17 protein-coding genes and 1 pseudogene are annotated in these 18394 nt (G+C 65.0%); 7 read left to right on the top strand and 11 right to left on the bottom strand.

All coding sequences use genetic code 11. From position 1 onward, the window contains the following. Positions 1-429 (bottom strand): annotated as a pseudogene (locus CCS01_RS16755) (elongation factor 4); the annotation flags it as partial. 262 nt (positions 430-691) lie between these two features. Between CCS01_RS16755 and CCS01_RS16750 the strand changes: the two are divergent. After that, complete coding sequence (locus tag CCS01_RS16750) at positions 692-1693, top strand: BsuBI/PstI family type II restriction endonuclease (protein WP_104519921.1); 1002 nt, start codon at positions 692-694, stop codon at positions 1691-1693. Here CCS01_RS16750 and CCS01_RS16745 read toward each other — a convergent pair. The 4 genes from CCS01_RS16745 to def all read right to left on the bottom strand — a co-directional run bounded on the left by CCS01_RS16745 (position 1686) and on the right by def (position 6499). Beyond that, positions 1686-3209, bottom strand: a complete 1524-nt coding sequence (locus CCS01_RS16745) for an Eco57I restriction-modification methylase domain-containing protein (protein WP_104519920.1) — start codon at positions 3207-3209, stop codon at positions 1686-1688. The two genes, CCS01_RS16750 and CCS01_RS16745, sit on opposite strands and share 8 nt — an antisense overlap. A gap of 232 nt (positions 3210-3441) precedes the next feature. Continuing rightward, positions 3442-5247 (bottom strand): translation elongation factor 4, encoded by a 1806-nt coding sequence (lepA, locus tag CCS01_RS16740; protein ID WP_104519919.1) that lies wholly within the window; start codon positions 5245-5247, stop codon positions 3442-3444. Between the two features lie 58 nt (positions 5248-5305). Next, positions 5306-5956 carry a COQ9 family protein gene (locus CCS01_RS16735; RefSeq protein ID WP_104519918.1) on the bottom strand — a complete coding sequence of 217 codons (651 nt, stop codon included), beginning with the start codon at positions 5954-5956 and terminating at the stop codon, positions 5306-5308. A gap of 3 nt (positions 5957-5959) precedes the next feature. After that, positions 5960-6499, bottom strand: coding sequence for a peptide deformylase (gene def, locus CCS01_RS16730; protein ID WP_104519917.1), 540 nt, complete (start codon positions 6497-6499; stop codon positions 5960-5962). 149 nt (positions 6500-6648) lie between these two features. Here def and rpsU point away from each other — a divergent pair, with 149 nt between their 5' ends. Together rpsU and pdxR are read left to right on the top strand one after the other, a co-directional pair. Then, positions 6649-6852: a 30S ribosomal protein S21 gene (gene rpsU / locus CCS01_RS16725; RefSeq protein WP_048860545.1), complete on the top strand. Its 204-nt coding sequence runs from the start codon at positions 6649-6651 to the stop codon at positions 6850-6852. A gap of 158 nt (positions 6853-7010) precedes the next feature. Beyond that, positions 7011-8456 (top strand): MocR-like pyridoxine biosynthesis transcription factor PdxR, encoded by a 1446-nt coding sequence (gene pdxR / locus CCS01_RS16720; protein WP_104519916.1) that lies wholly within the window; start codon positions 7011-7013, stop codon positions 8454-8456. A 741-nt stretch (positions 8457-9197) separates the two neighbouring features. On the opposite strand, the gene CCS01_RS16715 is transcribed toward pdxR, so the two are convergent. The 4 genes from CCS01_RS16715 to thiE form a co-directional block, all read right to left on the bottom strand. After that, positions 9198-10394 carry an LLM class flavin-dependent oxidoreductase gene (locus tag CCS01_RS16715; RefSeq protein ID WP_104519915.1) on the bottom strand — a complete coding sequence of 399 codons (1197 nt, stop codon included), beginning with the start codon at positions 10392-10394 and terminating at the stop codon, positions 9198-9200. Between the two features lie 16 nt (positions 10395-10410). Further along, positions 10411-10896, bottom strand: coding sequence for a DUF1772 domain-containing protein (locus CCS01_RS16710; RefSeq protein WP_104519914.1), 486 nt, complete (start codon positions 10894-10896; stop codon positions 10411-10413). A 54-nt stretch (positions 10897-10950) separates the two neighbouring features. Continuing rightward, complete coding sequence (locus CCS01_RS16705; protein WP_104519913.1) at positions 10951-12192, bottom strand: MFS transporter; 1242 nt, start codon at positions 12190-12192, stop codon at positions 10951-10953. A gap of 162 nt (positions 12193-12354) precedes the next feature. Continuing rightward, a complete protein-coding gene (thiE, locus tag CCS01_RS16700) occupies positions 12355-13005 on the bottom strand; it encodes a thiamine phosphate synthase (protein ID WP_104519912.1) in 651 nt (216 codons plus the stop codon). A 328-nt stretch (positions 13006-13333) separates the two neighbouring features. Between thiE and CCS01_RS16695 the strand changes: the two genes are divergently transcribed. From CCS01_RS16695 to CCS01_RS16680, 4 genes are all read left to right on the top strand, one after another. Then, on the top strand, positions 13334-14215 hold the full coding sequence (locus CCS01_RS16695) for a phytanoyl-CoA dioxygenase family protein (RefSeq protein ID WP_104519911.1): 882 nt from the start codon (positions 13334-13336) through the stop codon (positions 14213-14215). Between the two features lie 13 nt (positions 14216-14228). Further along, entirely contained in the window at positions 14229-15017 is a 789-nt protein-coding gene (locus tag CCS01_RS16690; RefSeq protein ID WP_104519910.1) for an HpcH/HpaI aldolase family protein, read from the top strand. 210 nt (positions 15018-15227) lie between these two features. After that, complete coding sequence (locus tag CCS01_RS16685; RefSeq protein ID WP_104519964.1) at positions 15228-15614, top strand: PAS domain-containing protein; 387 nt, start codon at positions 15228-15230, stop codon at positions 15612-15614. After that, on the top strand, positions 15604-16863 hold the full coding sequence (locus CCS01_RS16680; RefSeq protein ID WP_104519909.1) for a sensor domain-containing diguanylate cyclase: 1260 nt from the start codon (positions 15604-15606) through the stop codon (positions 16861-16863). The genes CCS01_RS16685 and CCS01_RS16680 overlap by 11 nt, the downstream gene beginning before the upstream one ends. A gap of 219 nt (positions 16864-17082) precedes the next feature. Here CCS01_RS16680 and msrB read toward each other — a convergent pair whose 3' ends face one another. Both msrB and CCS01_RS16670 read right to left on the bottom strand, forming a co-directional pair. Beyond that, the gene (gene msrB / locus CCS01_RS16675; RefSeq protein ID WP_104519908.1) at positions 17083-17484 is read right to left on the bottom strand and encodes a peptide-methionine (R)-S-oxide reductase MsrB; all 402 of its coding nucleotides are present in this window, start codon (positions 17482-17484) and stop codon (positions 17083-17085) included. Between the two features lie 36 nt (positions 17485-17520). Continuing rightward, positions 17521-18384: a TIGR03620 family F420-dependent LLM class oxidoreductase gene (locus CCS01_RS16670; protein WP_158258447.1), complete on the bottom strand. Its 864-nt coding sequence runs from the start codon at positions 18382-18384 to the stop codon at positions 17521-17523. Between the last annotated feature and the right edge of the window lie 10 nt (positions 18385-18394).

Here is an 18394-nt window from a genome sequence, read left to right as displayed (position 1 = left end):
TCACGCATCCATCTTCAGCGCCGCGAGGAACGCCGACTGCGGGATCTCGACCTTGCCGAATTGCCGCATCCGCTTCTTGCCTTCCTTCTGCTTCTCCAGCAGCTTCCGCTTGCGCGTGATGTCGCCGCCGTAGCACTTCGCGGTCACGTCCTTCGACAGCGCGCTGATCGTCTCGCGCGCCACCACCCGGCTGCCGATGGCGGCCTGGATGGCGATCTTGAACAGCTGCTTCGGGATCAAATCCTTCAGCCGTCCGCAGATCTGCCGCCCGCGAGTCTCTGCCGCCGCACGATGCGCGATGAACGACAAGGCATCCACCAGGTCGCCGTTCACCAGGATGGAAATCCGCACCAGGTCGCTCTCGGCATAACCGTCCAGCGTGTAGTCGAAACTGGCATAGCCGCGGGAGACGGATTTCAGCCGATCAAGAGTAACGATCTTGCTCACGTTCAGAGGTCAGCCTCTCCCCATTCCGGCGTAGCTCATCCCCACAACCCACTCATACCCGCGGTAAACTTTGCACCGCCGCGAAACGGCGCTCCGGCAGGCATGCCGTCAGACCCGTGGGCAATCACAGAGTAACCCTGATTGTCCTGACCTCAAATGGCTTCTTGTCCTAAACTGCATACAATCGCATTGCCTATCACAGGATGTGCCGCTATAGCGTCAGAACCAAACAGGAGATCCACGGTTGGCGCTGCACGACAGAGTAGCTAAAATTCGGCAGGAATTGATACAGAGTGGTAGGCCAGTTGTCCCCCTCGCGTATCAGGGCGTTACGAAGGATAAAATCCGCCAGGTTCTTGGAGCGCTTAACCTCGGTGAGCTTCCAGACCTTGTTGACACCGTTTTTGCTCTCCTCGACGACCAAAGCGACAGCTGGTTCGCAAGGCCTCCCGTCGGAGCCCGCTTCTGCGACGGCGCGACGACGGCGCACCTCGGCTGTCACGTTGGGATTCTGCAACGTGCCGTTGGCAAGCTGGATCGAGAGGGACGTGACTACTGGATTAAGCCGTTGCGGGAACTTGGCGGCATCCAGGCTGTAACTTTGGTCAATAAGGAATTCGTTGCTGGCCACGTCCGTGCCAAATCAGGGAATTCCTGCTACAAGCTTGACGAGGGTCTTAAGGAAATACTTAAAGCGCCGCAGGACCGCTGGCGCTCTATGCTGGCCGAGTGGGCAAGTCAGGATGCCGCTCGGGTTCGTCGGGAGTTTCAGGCTCAGGTTGTAGAAGCTGCTCGTAAGCTTGTGGATAACGGACATAGTAATTTGATTCGGGCTTCTATCGATGTATATGCTGCGCGATTCCTCCCTGGCTATCAAGTGGTCTACATTGATGATGGTGACGGCGACCGAATTAGCGCCGCGGACCGCGACAGATTTAGGCATGCAGGCATTGAACTTCGTTTGGAGGATGCCATGCCGGATGTGCTGTTATGGAACCCTGAGACAGACAAGCTGTGGGTGATCGAAGCGGTGACAAGCGATGGCGAAGTTGACCTACACAAAGTCACGCAACTTCAGAGACTCGCTCAAAGATCGGGTAAACCAGGCATTGATTTCACGACAACTTATAGGACGTGGAGACAAGCGGCCGTACGTCAGGCCGCCCATCAGAACATCGCAATAGGAACCTACCTATGGATTCATGCTGATCCATCAAAACATTTCCTAATCAAAGGATTTAATTAAGCAAAGTCTCCACCGCCTCGTCAATTTCATCTTGTGGCGGAAAAATATTTTGAAAGACATCGCCTAACTTTATAAGCTGCTTCCTGGTTGGATAGCGTAGATTGCAAAGGTCTGTTGCGTTGACCTGGGTATGCCCGCTGAATTGCCTGAAGTATTGATCAACAGCGGTCGAATTCAGGAACAATGCAAGGCCTCGGGCCAGTGTGGCTGGCAAGCCCTGCCCATTTTCATGGAAATAGTTCAGGTGGTTCTCAAATCCCACGTAATCCGCTTCCACTCGAATTGGATCGTAGATGACGGAGACGAGACGGCGTTTTTCTTCCTTTGAGCTGAATCTTTTCGTTAGCACATAGGTTCCGCGTGGAACTAGAAGTCCAAACGTGGCCGCATTGAAAGCCAAAGCACAGTACTTTCGTCCGTTTAGACGCGGCCAAACGATAAATCCTTGATCAAAATGTTCAGCATAGATCAGAGGTACAGCGTCACGTTGCGGCTTCATATAAAGATGTTCGCGTGCACGAAAGTCGACGACACGCCCAGTCGAGACCGATACCTGAAGATCGCGCAAGGAACAAGGCATCGCTCGAACACGCTCCGCCAGTGCCCCATCCGCATCAGATAGCGCAAGATGTATGTAGGAGTGTATATCGGTTGGCTGGACAACTTCCGGAAAAGGCACCTCGCGCAGCCTGATGTCCGCATCCTGAGGACCAGAGTTCGACGTTACGGTGACGGTTGTGGACTGCGGTTCACCAACTACAAGTCTATAGATGATGTTTTCTTGCAGCACGTCGTCATCGGCAAAAGCTCTCTTGCGCGACTCGTAAACGTGGATTTGACGTATGGCCGACTGCGTTATAATAGACTTACGAAATGAACTGAAGTAGCGCCCGTTACAGAAACTGCGCGGCGTGATAGCAACAAGCTGTCCAGTCTGGATCAGTTGGCCAATTGCCAATGCTATGAAGGCCGTATAAAGATTGCTGGTTTCGATACCCAGCCGCCGTAACGCGGTCCGCGCTTTTGAATTACTGTTTATCTTGCCATATGGCGGGTTGATGATTGCGCAATTATACTGCGGCGCCGCCGACAGAAGAGGTTCGCTAGAATGCAGGATATAGTCATCATTCATAATTCGATAGTAAAATTCGATGCCGCACGCCGCACATTCATCGGCACACGCAAGAAGTGTGGTTTCTAGGTGTACCGCAAGCAGCGGATCAACTTCAAATGCAGTCACATCAATCGTGCTAGGACGCTTCACGCGACTGCAAGCTTCATGGACGAAGCTAGCTGTCAGTGCACCGACGCCGGCACCAGCATCGAGCAGTCGAATGTGATCCGGAAATTGCCCAAACATGCCAGCCATGAAGGCCGCTACACCGCTCGGTGTCAGGAACTGACCCAGTTCCCTGCGCTTAGTCGGATCAAGGTTTGGAGAAATCTCCCGGCGAATCTGGTCTGCTCGACCAACAGCGCATTCAAATGTCAGATCATCCTCGACAAGAGATACCATCTTGAACTCGATCTATTTGCAGCGATATTATCGGGTTTGCCCTCTCCTTGCAAACAGAAACGCACGCAAATCCAAGTGTCCGGAACTAAACGGCCATCGACCGTAGATGAATACCTTTGTAATCTGCGTGTCTCTTGCAGGAGTCATGTTGCTTCTACTATCCAGACCATGCAACTTCAGGTAGTGGATGAGATTCTACCACATTATGAGGGTCCTTCATGATAGCTTCCACTCACGCATCCATCTTCAGCGCCGCGAGGAACGCCGACTGCGGGATCTCGACCTTGCCGAATTGCCGCATCCGCTTCTTGCCTTCCTTCTGCTTCTCCAGCAGCTTCCGCTTGCGCGTGATGTCGCCGCCGTAGCACTTCGCGGTCACGTCCTTCGACAGCGCGCTGATCGTCTCGCGCGCCACCACCCGGCTGCCGATGGCGGCCTGGATGGCGATCTTGAACAGCTGCTTCGGGATCAAATCCTTCAGCCGTCCGCAGATCTGCCGCCCGCGAGTCTCTGCCGCCGCACGATGCGCGATGAACGACAGCGCGTCCACCAGGTCGCCGTTCACCAGGATGGAGATCCGCACCAGGTCGCTCTCGGCATAACCGTCCAGCGTGTAGTCGAAACTGGCATAGCCGCGGGAGACGGATTTCAGCCGATCGTAGAAGTCGAACACGATCTCGTTCAGCGGAATGCGGTACACCACCATGGCGCGGTTGCCGACATAGGTCAGGTCCACCTGCTGGCCGCGCCGCTCGGTGCACAGGCTGAGCACGCTGCCCAGGTAGTCGTCCGGGACCATGATCGTCGCCTTGATCCACGGCTCCTCGATATGGTCGATGACCGAGCCGTCCGGCATGTCCACCGGGTTGTGCAGCTCCTGCATCTCGCCGTTGGTCTTGAACACGTGGTACACCACCGACGGCGCCGTCGCGATCAGATCCAGGTCGAACTCGCGGGACAGGCGCTCCTGGATGATCTCCAGGTGCAGCAGGCCCAGGAAGCCGCAGCGGAAGCCGAAGCCCAGCGCCGCCGAAGTCTCCGGCTCGTAGTGGAAGCTGGCGTCGTTCAGCCGCAGCTTGGCCAGGCTGTCGCGCAGTTTCTCGAAGTCGTCGGCGTCGATCGGGTACAGCCCGCACCACACCACCGGGATCGACGGCTTGAACCCGGGCAGGGCCTCGGCTGCGGGCGTGCGGTCGTCGGTGATCGTATCGCCGACGTTGCAGTCCGCTACGGTCTTGATCGCGGCGGTGATAAAGCCGATTTCCCCCGGGCCGAGGTCGTCCATCGGCAGCATCTTCGGCGTGAAGACTCCAACCTGCTCCACCGCGTGCACCGCGCCGGTCGACATCATGCGGATCTTCTGGCCGCGCTTCAGGCGCCCGTCCTTGATCCGCACCAGGATCACCACGCCCAGGTACTGGTCGTACCAGCTATCCACCAGCAACGCCTTCAGCGGCGCGTTAGCATTGCCCTTCGGCGCCGGCAGGCGGGTCACCAGCGCCTCCAGCACGCCTTCGATGTTCAGCCCCGTCTTGGCGCTGATCTCTACCGCGTCGGAGGTGTCCAGGCCGATGACGTCCTCGATCTGCTGCTTCACCCGCTCCGGCTCCGCCGCCGGCAGGTCGATCTTGTTCAGGATCGGCACGATCTCGTGGTTGGCGTCGATCGCCTGGTAGACGTTGGCCAGGGTCTGCGCCTCCACCCCCTGGCTGGCGTCCACCACCAGCAGGCTACCCTCGCACGCCGCGAGGCTGCGGCTGACTTCATAGGCGAAGTCAACGTGGCCGGGCGTGTCCATCAGGTTCAGCTCATAGGTCAGACCGTCCTTGGCCGTGTAGCTCAGCCGGACGGTCTGCGCCTTGATGGTGATGCCGCGTTCCTTCTCCAGTTCCATGCTGTCCAGGACCTGCGAGGTCATCTCCCGTGCGCTCAGCGCGCCGGTGACCTGGATCAGCCGATCGGCCAGGGTGGATTTGCCGTGGTCGATGTGGGCGATGATGGAGAAATTGCGGATGCGTTCGATCGGGGTGTCGGTCATGGGCCTGCGCTATGGTCATCGGCCACCGGCCGGAATTGCCGCACAGATAGAGTGTCCGTCACGCCGTGTCACCAACGTCGCGCGACGGCCGGAACAGCCGCGCGCCGGGGATCCGGTCCAGGACCTCCTCGGCGCGGCGGCGGATCCGCCCGATGCGGCGGAGGCCGGACAGGCGGCGGTCCACGAAGGCCAGCGTCGCGGAGTCGTCCTCGGACGTGTCGCGCAGCCAGTACAGGATGGTCGCGCTGTAGATCCCGGCCAGGATCGCCCGCTTGGTGTACCAGGAGAAGTCGGCCGAATGATCGCCCGCCGCATGCAGGATGGCATCCACGGTCCGTGCCGTACAGGCCGCCGCGGCGCGCGCATTCCGCGGCAGCGACAGGATCGCCAGGGCGCGGCGGATCGCCTCCTTGTTCGGCCGGTTCTGCTCCAGCCGCAGCGCGATCACGCCTTTCACCCGCTCCGGCAAGCTGCCGCCCAGCAAATCCTTCGCCGCCTCCTCCATCCGCCGATCGGCCAGATCGGCGAAGGTCTCGATCATGTCGACGATGCCGAGGGGGAACAGCAGGTCGGCCTCGTCTGCCGGCATGCCGGCGTCGCGGATGCCGGCTTTCAGGGCGCGTTTGGTCCAGCCGTCATACGGCACGTGCGGCAGCATCGCCTCGATCGCCGCGTCGCGTTCCGGCATCCGTTCGGGGGGTGCGATCATGCGTCAGCTTCCTTGCGCCATGGCGGCGCGGTTGAGTTCCTCGGAGAATCCGAAATAGCGGAAATCCTTCATCCGCATCGTATATAGGATGCCATCGAGATGATCGTATTCATGTTGTACGATTCGCGCATGAAAACCGCTTGCCTCGCGTTCGATCACGTTTCCGTCGCAATCGACGCCGCGGTAGCGCACCCGCTGGGCGCGCGGGATGGCGCCGCGCAGGTCGGGGATCGACAGGCAGCCTTCCCAGCCCATCGCCTGCTCCTTGCCAATCAGCTCCAGAGTTGGGTTGATCAGCACGGTGTTGCCGAGTTCGGTATCGTCCGGGTCCTCGGTCGCGCGCCCGCCCGGGACGCGGAAAACGAACAGCCGCAGCGGCTGGTACACCTGCGGCGCGGCCAGGCCGACGCCGGGCGCGTCCTCCATGGTTTCGATCATGTCGGCGACCAGCCGGCGGATCTCCGGCGCGCCCGGGTCGGGCACCGGATCGCATTTGCGCACCAGCACCGGGTTGCCCATACGGGCGATTTTCAGGATGGCCATGCAGTCTCCGTGGTTCAGCCGCCATAAAATAGGCTTGTAAGTCCCGAAGGCCATGTTATAGCGCCAACCCCCGAGCCGGAATTCCCCGGCGCCGGTCTTTCCGCGCATTCGATCCCCGGATGCGCCCCTGCAAAGGAGTTGGCGGCCAAGTGCAAGTCCTCGTGCGTGACAACAACGTCGACCAGGCGCTCAAGGCGCTCAAGAAGAAGATGCAGCGGGAGGGGATTTTCCGCGAAATGAAGCTTCGGCGGCATTATGAGAAGCCGTCCGAGCGCCGCGCCCGCGAAGCCGCGGAAGCCGTGCGCCGGGCCCGTAAGCTGGAGCGCAAGCGGCTGGAGCGTGAGGGCTTCTAACAGCCCCGCTTCCCCTTGAAGAATCGATAGCGCGGCTTGGGGCAGCTTGGCCACCCAAAGCCGCGCTCGTGGCATGTACGCCTGGGCATGTACGCTTGCCGCCGGGATACCGCCCGGTATAGGGTCCGAATTGGACCAATTGGCGGTACGGCATCGTTATGCTTTCACCAGACCAAACCCGGCAAAGCGCCGTCTTCGACCATCTGCGCCACAGCATCCTGACCGGCACGTTGAAGGCCGGCGGCCGCCTGCCGCCGTCGCGCGCGCTGGCGCGGGAGCTCGGGGTCGCCCGCCAGACCGTGGTGCTGGCCTACGAGCGCCTGGCCGCCGAGGGCTATGTCCGCGGCCGCACCGGCAGCGGCACCTACGTCGCCACAGACCTGCCCGACCAGGCGCCTCTGCCTGTCCAACCGCCGCGCAGCGCCGCCATCGCCCTCTCGATGCGTGGCGCCCGCCTCGCTGAGGTTCCCGCAGCCGCCACGGTGCGCCCGCCGTCGCTCGGGCTGCTGCTCGCCGGCGGTTTGCCCGACCCGGACCTGTTCCCGGCCCAGGCCTGGGCCCGCTGCGCCGCGCGGGTGCTGAAGCTGCTGACCGGCGAACTGGCCGGCTATCCGCCGCCGCAGGGGCTACATGTCCTGCGCGAGCAGATCGCCGCGCGCCTGGCGGCGACGCGCGGGCTGGTGGCCGATCCCGGCTGCATCGTCATCACCGCCGGCACCCAGCAGGCGCTGCGCACCGCCGCGGACCTGCTGGTCGATCCGGGCGATCCGGTCTGGGTCGAGGACCCCGGCTACATCGCCGGCCGCGGCGCCCTGCTCGCCGCCGGCGCCCAGCCCGTGCCGGTGCCCAGCGACGCCGAGGGCATGGACGTCGCCGCCGGGGCCGAGGCCGCGCCTCATGCCCGTCTTGCCTTGGTCGCCCCCTCCCACGCCACGCCGCTGGGCGGCGCCCTGCCGATTGGCCGGCGCCTGGCGCTGCTGGACTGGGCGCGGCGGGCCGGCGCCTGCGTGCTGGAGGACGACTGCGACTCGGAATTCCGCTGGGAGGGCCGGCCGCTGCCGCCGCTGGCCACTTTGGACACGGCCGGGCAGGTGATCTACTGCGGCACCTTCAGCAAGACGCTGGCGCCGGCCCTGCGCATCGGCTTCGCCATCGTCCCGCCGCCGCTGGTCGCCGCCTTCGTGCGGGCGCGCACCCTGACCGACCGCGGCACCGACGCCTTCACCCAGGCGACGCTGGCCGAGTTCATGCGGCAGGGCCTGCTGGCCTCGCACGTCCGGCGCATGCGCACCGAATACGCCCGCCGCCGGGAGGCGCTGCTGGCAGCGATGCGGCGCCATGTCACCCGCGCCGAACCGCTGGCCGCGCCCGGCGGCCTGCACATGGTGCTCCGCCTGCCCGATGGCGCCGATGAGGCCGCGGTGGTGCGGGCGGGCGCGGCCCGTGACCTGGCACTGGCGCCGCTGCGTGCCTATTACGTCGGGGCGCCGCGCATGGCCGGCCTGGTCGTCGGCTTCGCCGCCACGCCGACAGCGATGGCCGGTGACGTCGCGAAACGGCTGGAGACCGTGCTGGCGCATACCGTGGACCGCGCCGTCGCCTGATCGCGGCTTCGCAGGCGGCGAAAAGGCGGGCTGACGACCTGTGGCGAAACGCCGCCGCCTGCTTCGAAAATACGGATCCGCAGGGTCATCGTCCCATCGTCATGGCCGGGCGTGTCCCTACCGCATGCACAGATCCTGGAAACAATCGCCGGGCCAGGCGCTCGCCCGATGCCCCGGAAGGGTCCCGCCTTGTCGCCGCGCCGATGCGCGTTGGGCGGACCGGCGACTGGCCGAGGATGCGCAGGGCCGCGTCACGGTGGCGTGCCCCCGCGCACGCATCTGGCGTGGGGCGTCGTGCCGACCGGGATGGGGCGGGGGCGGGTCTGCCACCGCAATCAAGCGAACACGGAGTTGCACGGTGTTCGCACGGAGTTGCGCAGAGTCGTCCGGGGCGACCGTATCATGATCGCCTCCTTGGCGGCGTCCGATTATTTTACCCGCTTCGCGCGACGCGCATGATCAACGTTCTCTGCGGAACTCCGTGCCAACACCGTGCAACTCCGTGTTCGCTTGATTGCCGTCGGTGAAACCGGCACCAGCCATGACAGTATTGAGCCACGGCGGCAGCGGATCGTTTCCGGAATCTGTGCATCCGGTAGGGCGTATCCCGGCCATCCACCCCCCGCCGTCGCAGCGCAGATGGCTGGGACACGCCCGGCCATGACGGTGGGGCAACGGCGCCTGCCATTTTCATCCAACTGCCATTTTCATCCATCGTGGTGGCCGCGCGCGGCCGGGGGACTATTTCGCCATCGCGGGTTTCCGGGCCTCGGGCCGCGATTCCCTGAACGCCGGCATCACGTCCCTGGCGAAATGTTCAAGCTGCTCCAGGATCACCGCCTGCGGCACGCCCAGCGACGGGCTGATCGAGATCCGGTCGAGGCCGGGATAGGCTTTTTCCAGCTTCTTCAGGTGCTCGACGATCTCGTCCGCCGAACCGGTCAGGAAGCCGCCGGAGGCTACCGCGTCCTCGATCCGCGGCAGCTTCGCCGCCGGGGCGCGCAGCGGGTCGCGCATGATGTCGATCTGCTCGTCGGTCAGCGCCCGGTTCAGCCGCAGTTCGCCGAACATCTTCATGTTCTCTTCATAGTATTTGGCAGCGTCGCGGATACACTGTTCCTTGTTCTCGCCGATGTAGAAATGGAAGCCGAAGCACAGGCGCTCGCCCAGTTCCAGGTGCTTGCCGATCTTCGCATGTTCCGCCTGCCATTTCAGGACGACGTTGTGCATTGCGCCGCCCTCGGCCGAGCCGCCGCCGACCATGCCCTGGATGCCGTGCTTCGCCATGAACGCCAGCGCCCGTTCCGAGCCACCCTGGATCGGCTGCCAGCACTCCACCGGCAGGCGGGCGGGACGTGGCACCAGCGTCAGATCTTTCAGCGTGTAGCCGCGATACGGCACCTCGGGCGGCAGCGTGTAGTGCTTGCCCTTGTGGCTGAAGGATTCGCTGTTGAACGCCTTGAAGATGATGTCGACCTGTTCCTCGAACAGTTCGCGGTTGGCGGCCTGGTCGATCAGCGGCGCGCCGAACGTTTCGACCTCGCGCGTGTGATAGCCGCGGCCGACGCCGAACACCACCCGGCCGTTCGACAGGATGTCGGCCATGGCGTAGTCCTCGGCCAGGCGCAGCGGGTGCCACATCGGCGCGATGTTGAAGCCGCAGCCCAGCTTCAGGCTTTTCGTCACGTGCGCCAGGTGCAGCGCCATCATCAGCACGTTGGGGATGCATTCCGTGCCCTCGCGCTGGAAATGGTGCTCGGCCATCCAGAACGTGGTGTAGCCGAGATCGTCCATGCATTGCGCGATCGCCTGCGCCTTCGACAAGGCGGTGGACAGGTGCGCGTTGTCATACCGCCGTTCATTGATCGGTGTGCCGCCATAGCCGATATTCTCGATATCCGTATGGCCGGCGAACAGGCTGTCGAATTTCGTTATCATCCCGGGCGTCCTCCGTTCATCGCGGCGATAGTATGCCCGGGCGCGCGGGTGGCAAGCGCGACCACGTCAGCACCGAAACGGTCGTGGCGCACAGCGCGAGAAACACCAGCGCCGCGGCGGCGGCGTGCGAATACTCCCACTGCACGCGCAGCGTCGTCCAGTCTGTTGTCGTGATGGTCCAGTTGCCGGTGGCCTGGTTGGCGGGATAGGTCCAGGTGAAGAACACCGCGAGCGCGACCGCGATCAGCACCGTCGCCAGCGCCGCGCTGGCCGACGGCGTCGCCTGGCGCCGCGTCCGCACCGCCAGCAGCCCGTTGGCCATCAGGGCGCCGACGAACACCGTGCCGAGCCAGGCCCAGCCGCGATAGATCGACTGGACCATCATGTACTGGTCGCGGTCGAGCGCCATCTTGTGCGCCAGTTCCAGCGCATGCGCGCCGCCCGGGACCAGCGCCAGCGCGGTCAGGATGATGGCGAGGAACTGGATGATCCGGATCTCCATGCCCACCTCCGTCATGCTCCCGGACGGTGTGGCCAACGTCCGGAATAGCAGCGCCTATCTGGCGATTCTGCCCCGGCGTGCCAGGGCGCCGAGGCCCCAGCGGCAGAAAATTGTCACCGCGATCATGGCCAGCGCCGCCGTCATGAAGCCGAAACGATATCCGTGCGCCGCCAGCAGGCCGCCGAACGCCAGTGCGCCCACCGCCTGGCCCAGGAACAGCGCCAGGGCGAAGGCCGACACCGCCGCGCCGCGGGCCTTGGGCAGGACCTCGGTCGCCCGCGCCTGCAATACGCCGTGGAACATGTAGAACGTCAGCCCCATCAGCGCCTGGAGCGCCGCCGCGACGGCCCAGCCCGGCGTCAGCGCCAGGCCAATCAGCCCGGCGCTGACGCCCAGGCCGCCCAGCAGCAGCAGGTTGCCCTCGCCGAAGCGCCGCACCAGGGGACGGGCGAAGCGCGTATAGACGAACGATCCGACGCCGAAGCCCGCGACAATCAGGCCCGCCGCCGTGGCGCTCAGGTGGAATTCATCGATCATGAAGGCGCCGACATAGGGAAACGCGCCACCGAACAGGCACAACCCGTCCAGGAACGCCGACAGCAGCAGCCACTGGCCCACCGGCCGCCGCAGCAGCCGCAGATAGGCAATCGGGCCGGGCACCGCGCCACGGCCCAGGTCCGCCGTTGCCCGCCACAGCGCCCGGCCGAGCCGCGCCGTCAGCGTGGCGCCGACGCCGACGGCGAACACGCCCAGCACCACGAACGCCATCCGCCATCCGCCATGGCTGCCGACGATGCCGGCGATCGGCCCTGTCAGCATTTGCGCCATCACCATCCCGGTCATGAACCGCCCGAGCGTCGCCTGCCGATCGGCGTAGGGCACGGCGTCGCCGAGATGCGCCATGATCAGCGGAATGATGGCCCCGGCGAACAGGCCGGAGGTGGCCCGCAGCGCCACCAGCGCCATCATCCCCGAGGCGCCGCCGCAGGCCGCTACGAACAGGCCATACAGCGTCACCGCCACGGCCACCACGCGCAGCTTGCCCAGCCGATCGCCGAGCGGCCCCAGCACCACCTGACCGAGGCCATAGGACAGCATGAAGCCGGCGACCAGCGCCGAGGTGCCGGCCACCGTCACGTGCAGGCTGTCGGCAACCATGGGCAGCAACGGGTCGAGCAGCCGCATCCCCGCCCCCGACGCGAACCCCGCCAGCGCCAGCACGCCGATCGGCACTGTGGGTGCGCGGGGGAGGAAGACGGGCGGCCGGGTTTGCCTGGGAGACACAGTTATGGTCATGGAACCAACGTCACGGGCACCGGGACGCCCGCATTGATCCAGGTCAAGTCACGGGGCTTTGGTGGGGTTGGTCCGTTGCCTCATCGTCATGGCTGGTGCCTGGTCCGTTGCCTCACCGTCATGGCCGTCACGCCATGCCAGCGCGATGTGCCCCCCGCCGGGTCAGCCCGCAACAGCCGCCGCAATCGCCGCGTTCATCGCCTTCACCCCGGCCGCCGGGCCATCGGGATGGTTCCACACGGAACCAACCACCGCCAGGAAGTCGGTGCCGGCCCGCACCAGGGGCGCGCAGTTGTCCGCGGTGATGCCGCCGATGGCGCAGCAGGGCAGCTCCATCATCTCCGACCACCAGGACAGGATGTCCGGCGTGGCACGCGCCTTGGCGTCCTTGGTGCCGGTGGGAAAGAACGCGCCGAAGGCGACGTAGTCGGCGCCGTCCTCGCCGGCCTGCATCGCCAGGTCGCGGCTGTCGTGGCAGGTGACGCCCAGCGTCAGGTCGGGGCCGAGCAGCTTGCGCGCCTGCTTCGCCGGCATGTCGTCCTGGCCGACATGGGCGCCGTCGCAGCCGGCCGCGCGGGCCATGTCGGCGCGGTCGTTCAGCAGGAACGCCACGGCGCGCGACTGGGCCACCGGCCGCAGCGCGTCGATCGCGCGCCGCCAGGCGTCGTCGTCCACGCCCTTCAGGCGAAGCTGCAGCGCCGCCACGTCGCCGGCGTCCAGAGCGGCGGCGAGCAGGTCAGCGAAGGGTTGGGGATCGAAGGCAGGCGGCGTGATCAGGTAGAGCCGGCATCTGCCGGTGGCAGGCGTATCCATGGGGTCAGGCCTTGCCGAGATAATGATCGGGGTTTGCGCTCAACATTTTCAAAGCCTTTCTTCGGGTTCATGCAGCGTGACGCCGCAATCATCGCGGTTTGTCCCAGGCAAGCAATCCGGATTGGTTACCTCGCCGAAGCCCGCGACGATGACAGCCAGCGAATGACGTCTGCATAACCTGTTCGCCGCATGTTGCCATAGCCGGGGCGCCGGAACCAGCCGGTTGGGGTTCCGTATCGGCCTGGTTCGCGATCCAGGTGACAGCCGCCCGCCTCGACCCCCATGCCCCACCGGTGTAGCCTCCCCGGCAAAGGAACGGAGGAAACCAATGCTGACCCAAGCGCAGATCGCGGAGTACAACGACATCGGCGCCATCGTCGTGCCTGACGTGCTGTCGCCCGAGGAAGTCCGCACCCTGAGCGGCGTCACCGACGGCTTCGTGCAACGCGCCCGCGGCCTGTCCGGCCATACCGAGATCTACGACCTGGAAGACAGCCACACCCCCGAAGCCCCGCGCGTCCGCCGCATCAAGGCGCCGCACCTGCACGATCCCGCCTATGCCGCGCTGGTGCGGCATCCGAAGATCATTGCCGTGCTGCAAGCGCTGTGGGGGCCGGACATCCGCTTCGACACCGCCAAGCTGAACATGAAGTGCGCCGGCTTCGGCGCGCCGGTCGAGTGGCACCAGGACTGGGCGTTCTATCCCCACACCAACGACAACCTCGCCGCCGTCGGCGTGATGTTCGACGACATGGCGATGGAGAACGGCCCGCTGATGATCATCCCCGGCAGCCACAGGGGGCCGATCTTCGACCACCACGCCGATGGCACGTTCTGCGGCGCGATGGACCCGTCACGCAACGACGTTGATTATGCCAAGGCGATTCCGCTGCTGGGCAAAGCGGGCTCGATCACCGTGCACCACGTGCGCGCGGTGCACGGCTCGGCGCCCAACGTGTCAGACCGCGACCGCCGCCTGCTGCTGTTCCAGTTCCGCGCCGCCGACGCCTGGCCGCTGCTCGGCTTTCCCGCCGGGATCGCGGCGTATGATGCGCTGATGGTAGCGGGCGAGCCGAAGCAGCCGCGCCTCGCCCCCGCGCCGGTGCGCCTGCCGCTGCCGCCGGCCACGCTGCAAGGCTCCTTGTACGAAAACCAGAAGGGCATGAAGACCCGCTTCTTCGCCCGCCCCGAACCGGCGCTGGCACAGTAAAGGAGGCCGCCGCATGACCCCCGTCCGCAACGTCGCCCGCGAGAAGCTGGAACAGGGCCACCTGTCGCTCGGCGTCGGCATCCGCACCACGCGCAGCGTCGAGATCGCGAAAATGATGGCCGTCGCCGGCTTCGACTGGCTGTTCCTCGACATGGAGCACGGCACCATGTCGCTGGACGCCTGCGCGCAGATCTCGGCCGCGGCGCTGGATGCCGGCATCACGCCGATCGCCCGCGTGCCGAACGGGCAGTATGCGATTGCCACCCGGGCGCTGGACAACGGCGCGCTGGGCATCGTCATGCCGCACGTCGACACCGCCGCCGAGGCGCGGGAAGTCGTTGAAAAACTGAAATACCCGCCCGTCGGCCACCGCTCGGTCGGCGGCTGGGGGCCGCACTACCAGTTGGGCAAGCTCGCCACCGGCGACGCGGTGACGGCGCTGAACGCCGCCAACCTGACGGTGGTGATGCTGGAAACGCCGGCGGCGATCGCCAACGCCGACGAGATCGCCGCCGTCCCCGGCATCGACGTGCTGCTGATCGGCTCCAACGATTTGTGCGCCGAGATGGGCATCCCCGGCGATTTCGGCCATGACCGCCTGGCCGAGGCGTATCGGACGATGATCGCCGCCTGCCGCAGGCATGGAAAATTCCCCGGCATGGCGGGCATCTACAACGAGGCGATCATGCCGCGCTACATTGAGATGGGCGCCCGCTTCGTGCTCTCGGGCCAGGATGCCGCCTTCCTGATGGCGGGCGCGCAGGCCCGCACCGCCTTCATGCGCCGGACCCTGAGCGTGTAGGCAGGCGATTGGCGGCCAGGCAGCCGGGGGAAACCGCCCCTGCGCCGGGCCGCTGTCCGGAATACGTCATGATGTGAGCGGCGGTGTCGGCGGGTTGCTGCATCTTTCGTTACAAATTGCATTGAAACGGCGGATGAAATTCGTTCCAGAGTGACATAGAGCTTGTTCCTGGCAGCGATTTCCAGGTTTCCGTTCAGGCAGGTTCATGTCATGACATCACAACCGGCGTTTGCAGATCCCGGGCTGATCGCGTGGCTGGAAACCGCGTCGGACCAGGATCTCGACACGCTTCCGTTCGGCGTCGTCGCGATGGCGCCTGACGGGATCGTCGTTGCCTACAACAAGGCGGAGTCCACCATTGCGGGTCTGCGTCCCGAACGGGTCATCGGGCGCCATTTCTTTTCCTCTGTCGCGCCCTGCACCAACAACTACATGGTCGCCGAGCGCTTCGTTCAGGAGGCCGAGCTCGACGCCACCATCGGCTACGTGTTCACGCTGCGCATGGCGCCGACGCCGGTGCGGCTGCGCCTGCTCAAGCGGCCTGACGCGCGGCGCATGTACCTGATCGTCGAGAGGCGGATGCCTGGTGAATGCTGATCAAACCCGCGAGTCTCTCGAGGTACTGACTCAGTTTCTCTACGTCGCGCCGGTCGGGCTGTTGCAGTTCCAGTCGAACGGGGCGATCGAGCTGGTCAGCCCGCTGGCCGCGCAGTTGCTGGTGCCGCTGAACCCTGCGGGCGATTTGTCCAACGCCTATGCCGCGCTGGCGCCGCTCGTGCCGGACCTGGCCCGGCAGGTGCGTGAATTCCCCGAGTCCGAAGGGCCGATTGTGGACCACAGCCGTTGCGCCGTCACCGCCGGCGGGCGCCGGTTCGTGCTGGCGCTGACCGTGCGCCGCATCCACGGCGACCTGCATATGGCCGTGCTGGAGGACGTGACCGCGCTGGACGAGCGGGAGCAGCAACTGCAGCGGGACCAGGAGCGCTTCCGGGCAATTTTCGCCAATGTGCGGGAATACGCGATCTACACCGTCAGCCTCGACGGCATCATCGACGAGTGGAACCAGTCGCTCGCGCAATTCGGCGGGTGGCGTCCCGAGGACGTGCTGGGCCGCTCGCTGGACATGTTTTTCGTTGCGGAAGACCGGCAGGATCGGCTGCCTGCCGTGCTGCTGTCCAGGGCCCGGCAGAACGGTTCGGTTGAAACCGAGGGCTGGTGCCTCCGCCGCGATGGCTCGCGGTTCTGGGCGAACTCGGTGATCACTATCCTGCCTGACGGCGAAAAGGCGTTGCGTGGGTTCGTTGTCGTGTCACGCGACATGACCGAGCGCAAGCGCGTCGAGGACGAGCTGCGTCGTTTCGCCACCACCGATCCGTTGACCGGCGCCTTCAACCGGCGCTACGGCGAAAGCTGCATCGTCAAGGCGCTGGACGAGTCCGTGACCGGCGGTCAGCGCCCGGGAATTCTGCTGCTGGATATCGATCATTTCAAATCGATCAATGACCGCTACTCGCATGAGGCCGGCGACCGGGCGCTGTGCGCGCTTGTCAATGCCTGCAAGGCGACGCTGGCGGAGACGCAACCCGTCGTCCGCTGGGGCGGCGAGGAGTTCCTGGTTCTGCTGCCCAGCACCGACCTCGATCAGGCGACCGCCACAGCCGAGCGCCTGCGCGAAGCGATCCGCCATGCCAGCGTCCCGACCCGGAACGGCGTGATCAGGATGACTGTCAGCATCGGCGGCGCCATCGGCCAGGGCGAGAGCATCGAAAACCTGGTTCATCGGGCCGACACGGCGCTTTATACCGCGAAGCGGAACGGCCGGGACTGCGTCGTCATGGCGGCGTAGCGGGTCCGTTTCCTCGCCGTCGTGGCCGCGCGTGTCAGGATAAGACGACGGCTGGAGAAGGATTGGGCGCCCGGTCCATTGCCTCACCGTCATGGCCGGGCGTGTCCCGGCCATGACGGTGAGGGCGAAGCTCTTGCTCTGCCAGTTCGCTTATCCTGATACGCACGAGGACACGCCCGGCCATGACGGACAAGCAACGGACCCGGCCGCCGATCGGCGTCACTCCGCCTTGAAGTTCATCGCCACGCCGTTGATGCAGTAGCGCAGGCCCGTGGGCGGCGGCCCGTCGTTGAAGACGTGGCCGAGATGGCTGCCGCAGGTGGCGCAATGCACCTCGGTGCGGATCATGCCGTGGCTGCGGTCCACCGAGGTCTCCACCGCGCCCTCGACCGGATCGTTGAAGCTTGGCCAGCCGGTGCCGCTCTCGAATTTCAGTTTCGATTCGAACAATGGCTGGCCGCAGCCGGCGCAGGTGAAGCGGCCGGGGCGCTTCTCATGCAGCAGGGCGCAGCTTCCGGGCATCTCGGTGCCGTGGCCGCGCATCACGTAGTACTGCTCGGGAGTCAGGAGGCGGCGCCACTCGGCGTCGCTATGCGTCACGGGATAGGCCTTGTCCAACATCGGCGGGTTTCCTTCTGTCATAGGGTGCGTCGGGGTCTAGGTATCCGCCAGCGCCTTCAGGATCGCATCCCGCGCCGCGGTGTCGCCAACCGGATGCACCGGCTGGATCGCCACATGCGTCGCGCCGGCATCGAAATGCGCCTTCAGCTTCGCCTTCACCTGATCGGCCGAGCCCCACAGCACCATCTGGTCGATGAAGGCATCCGAGCCGCCGTTCGCCAGGTCCGCCTCGGTGAAGCCCATGCCCAGCCAGGCGTTGCGGTAGTTGTCCAGCACCATGTAGCGGGACAGTTCCTCGCGCCCCAGCGCCCGCGCCCGCAGCGGATCGGTTTCGATCGTCACTTTCTGCTCGACCGCCAGCCACTTGCCGGGGCCGAGGATCTTCGCCGCCTCGGCGGTGTGCCGGGGGATGGTGTTGTACGGCAGCGCCCCGTGGGCCATCTGCGCCGCCAACTTCAGCATCAGCGGCCGCAGGGCGGCGATGCAGACCGGAAATTCCGCCGCCTTGGCGTCACCCTTGACGATGCCCTCCAGGTAGCGCCGCATCGCCGGCACCGGCTTTTCGTAGGTGTGGCCGCGCAGGCCTTCGACCATCGGCACGTGGCTGACGCCCAGGCCCAGGATGAAGCGGCCGCCATACAGGTCGTTCAGGCTGATCATGCCCCGCCGCGCGGTGAACGCATCGCGCGCGTAGATCGAGGCGATGGAACTGCCGAGCTTCAGCTTCGACGTCTGCGACAGCATGAATCCGGCGACGGAGAATGACTCATAGCCGCGCGCTTCAGGATACCACAGCGTATCGTATCCCAGCGACTCCACAGTCTTGACGAGGGCGGCGATCTGCGCCGGGCCGTTGAGCTTGTCGGGCGCGTACCACGCCCCCAGGCGTCCGAGTTGCATTGTTCCCATC

The organism is Rhodopila globiformis (assembly GCF_002937115.1).
In the GTDB taxonomy this organism is placed as follows: Bacteria; Pseudomonadota; Alphaproteobacteria; order Acetobacterales; family Acetobacteraceae; genus Rhodopila; species Rhodopila globiformis.
Note: the sequence above shows the minus strand (reverse complement) of the source record. Positions and strands in the feature narration are given on the sequence as shown.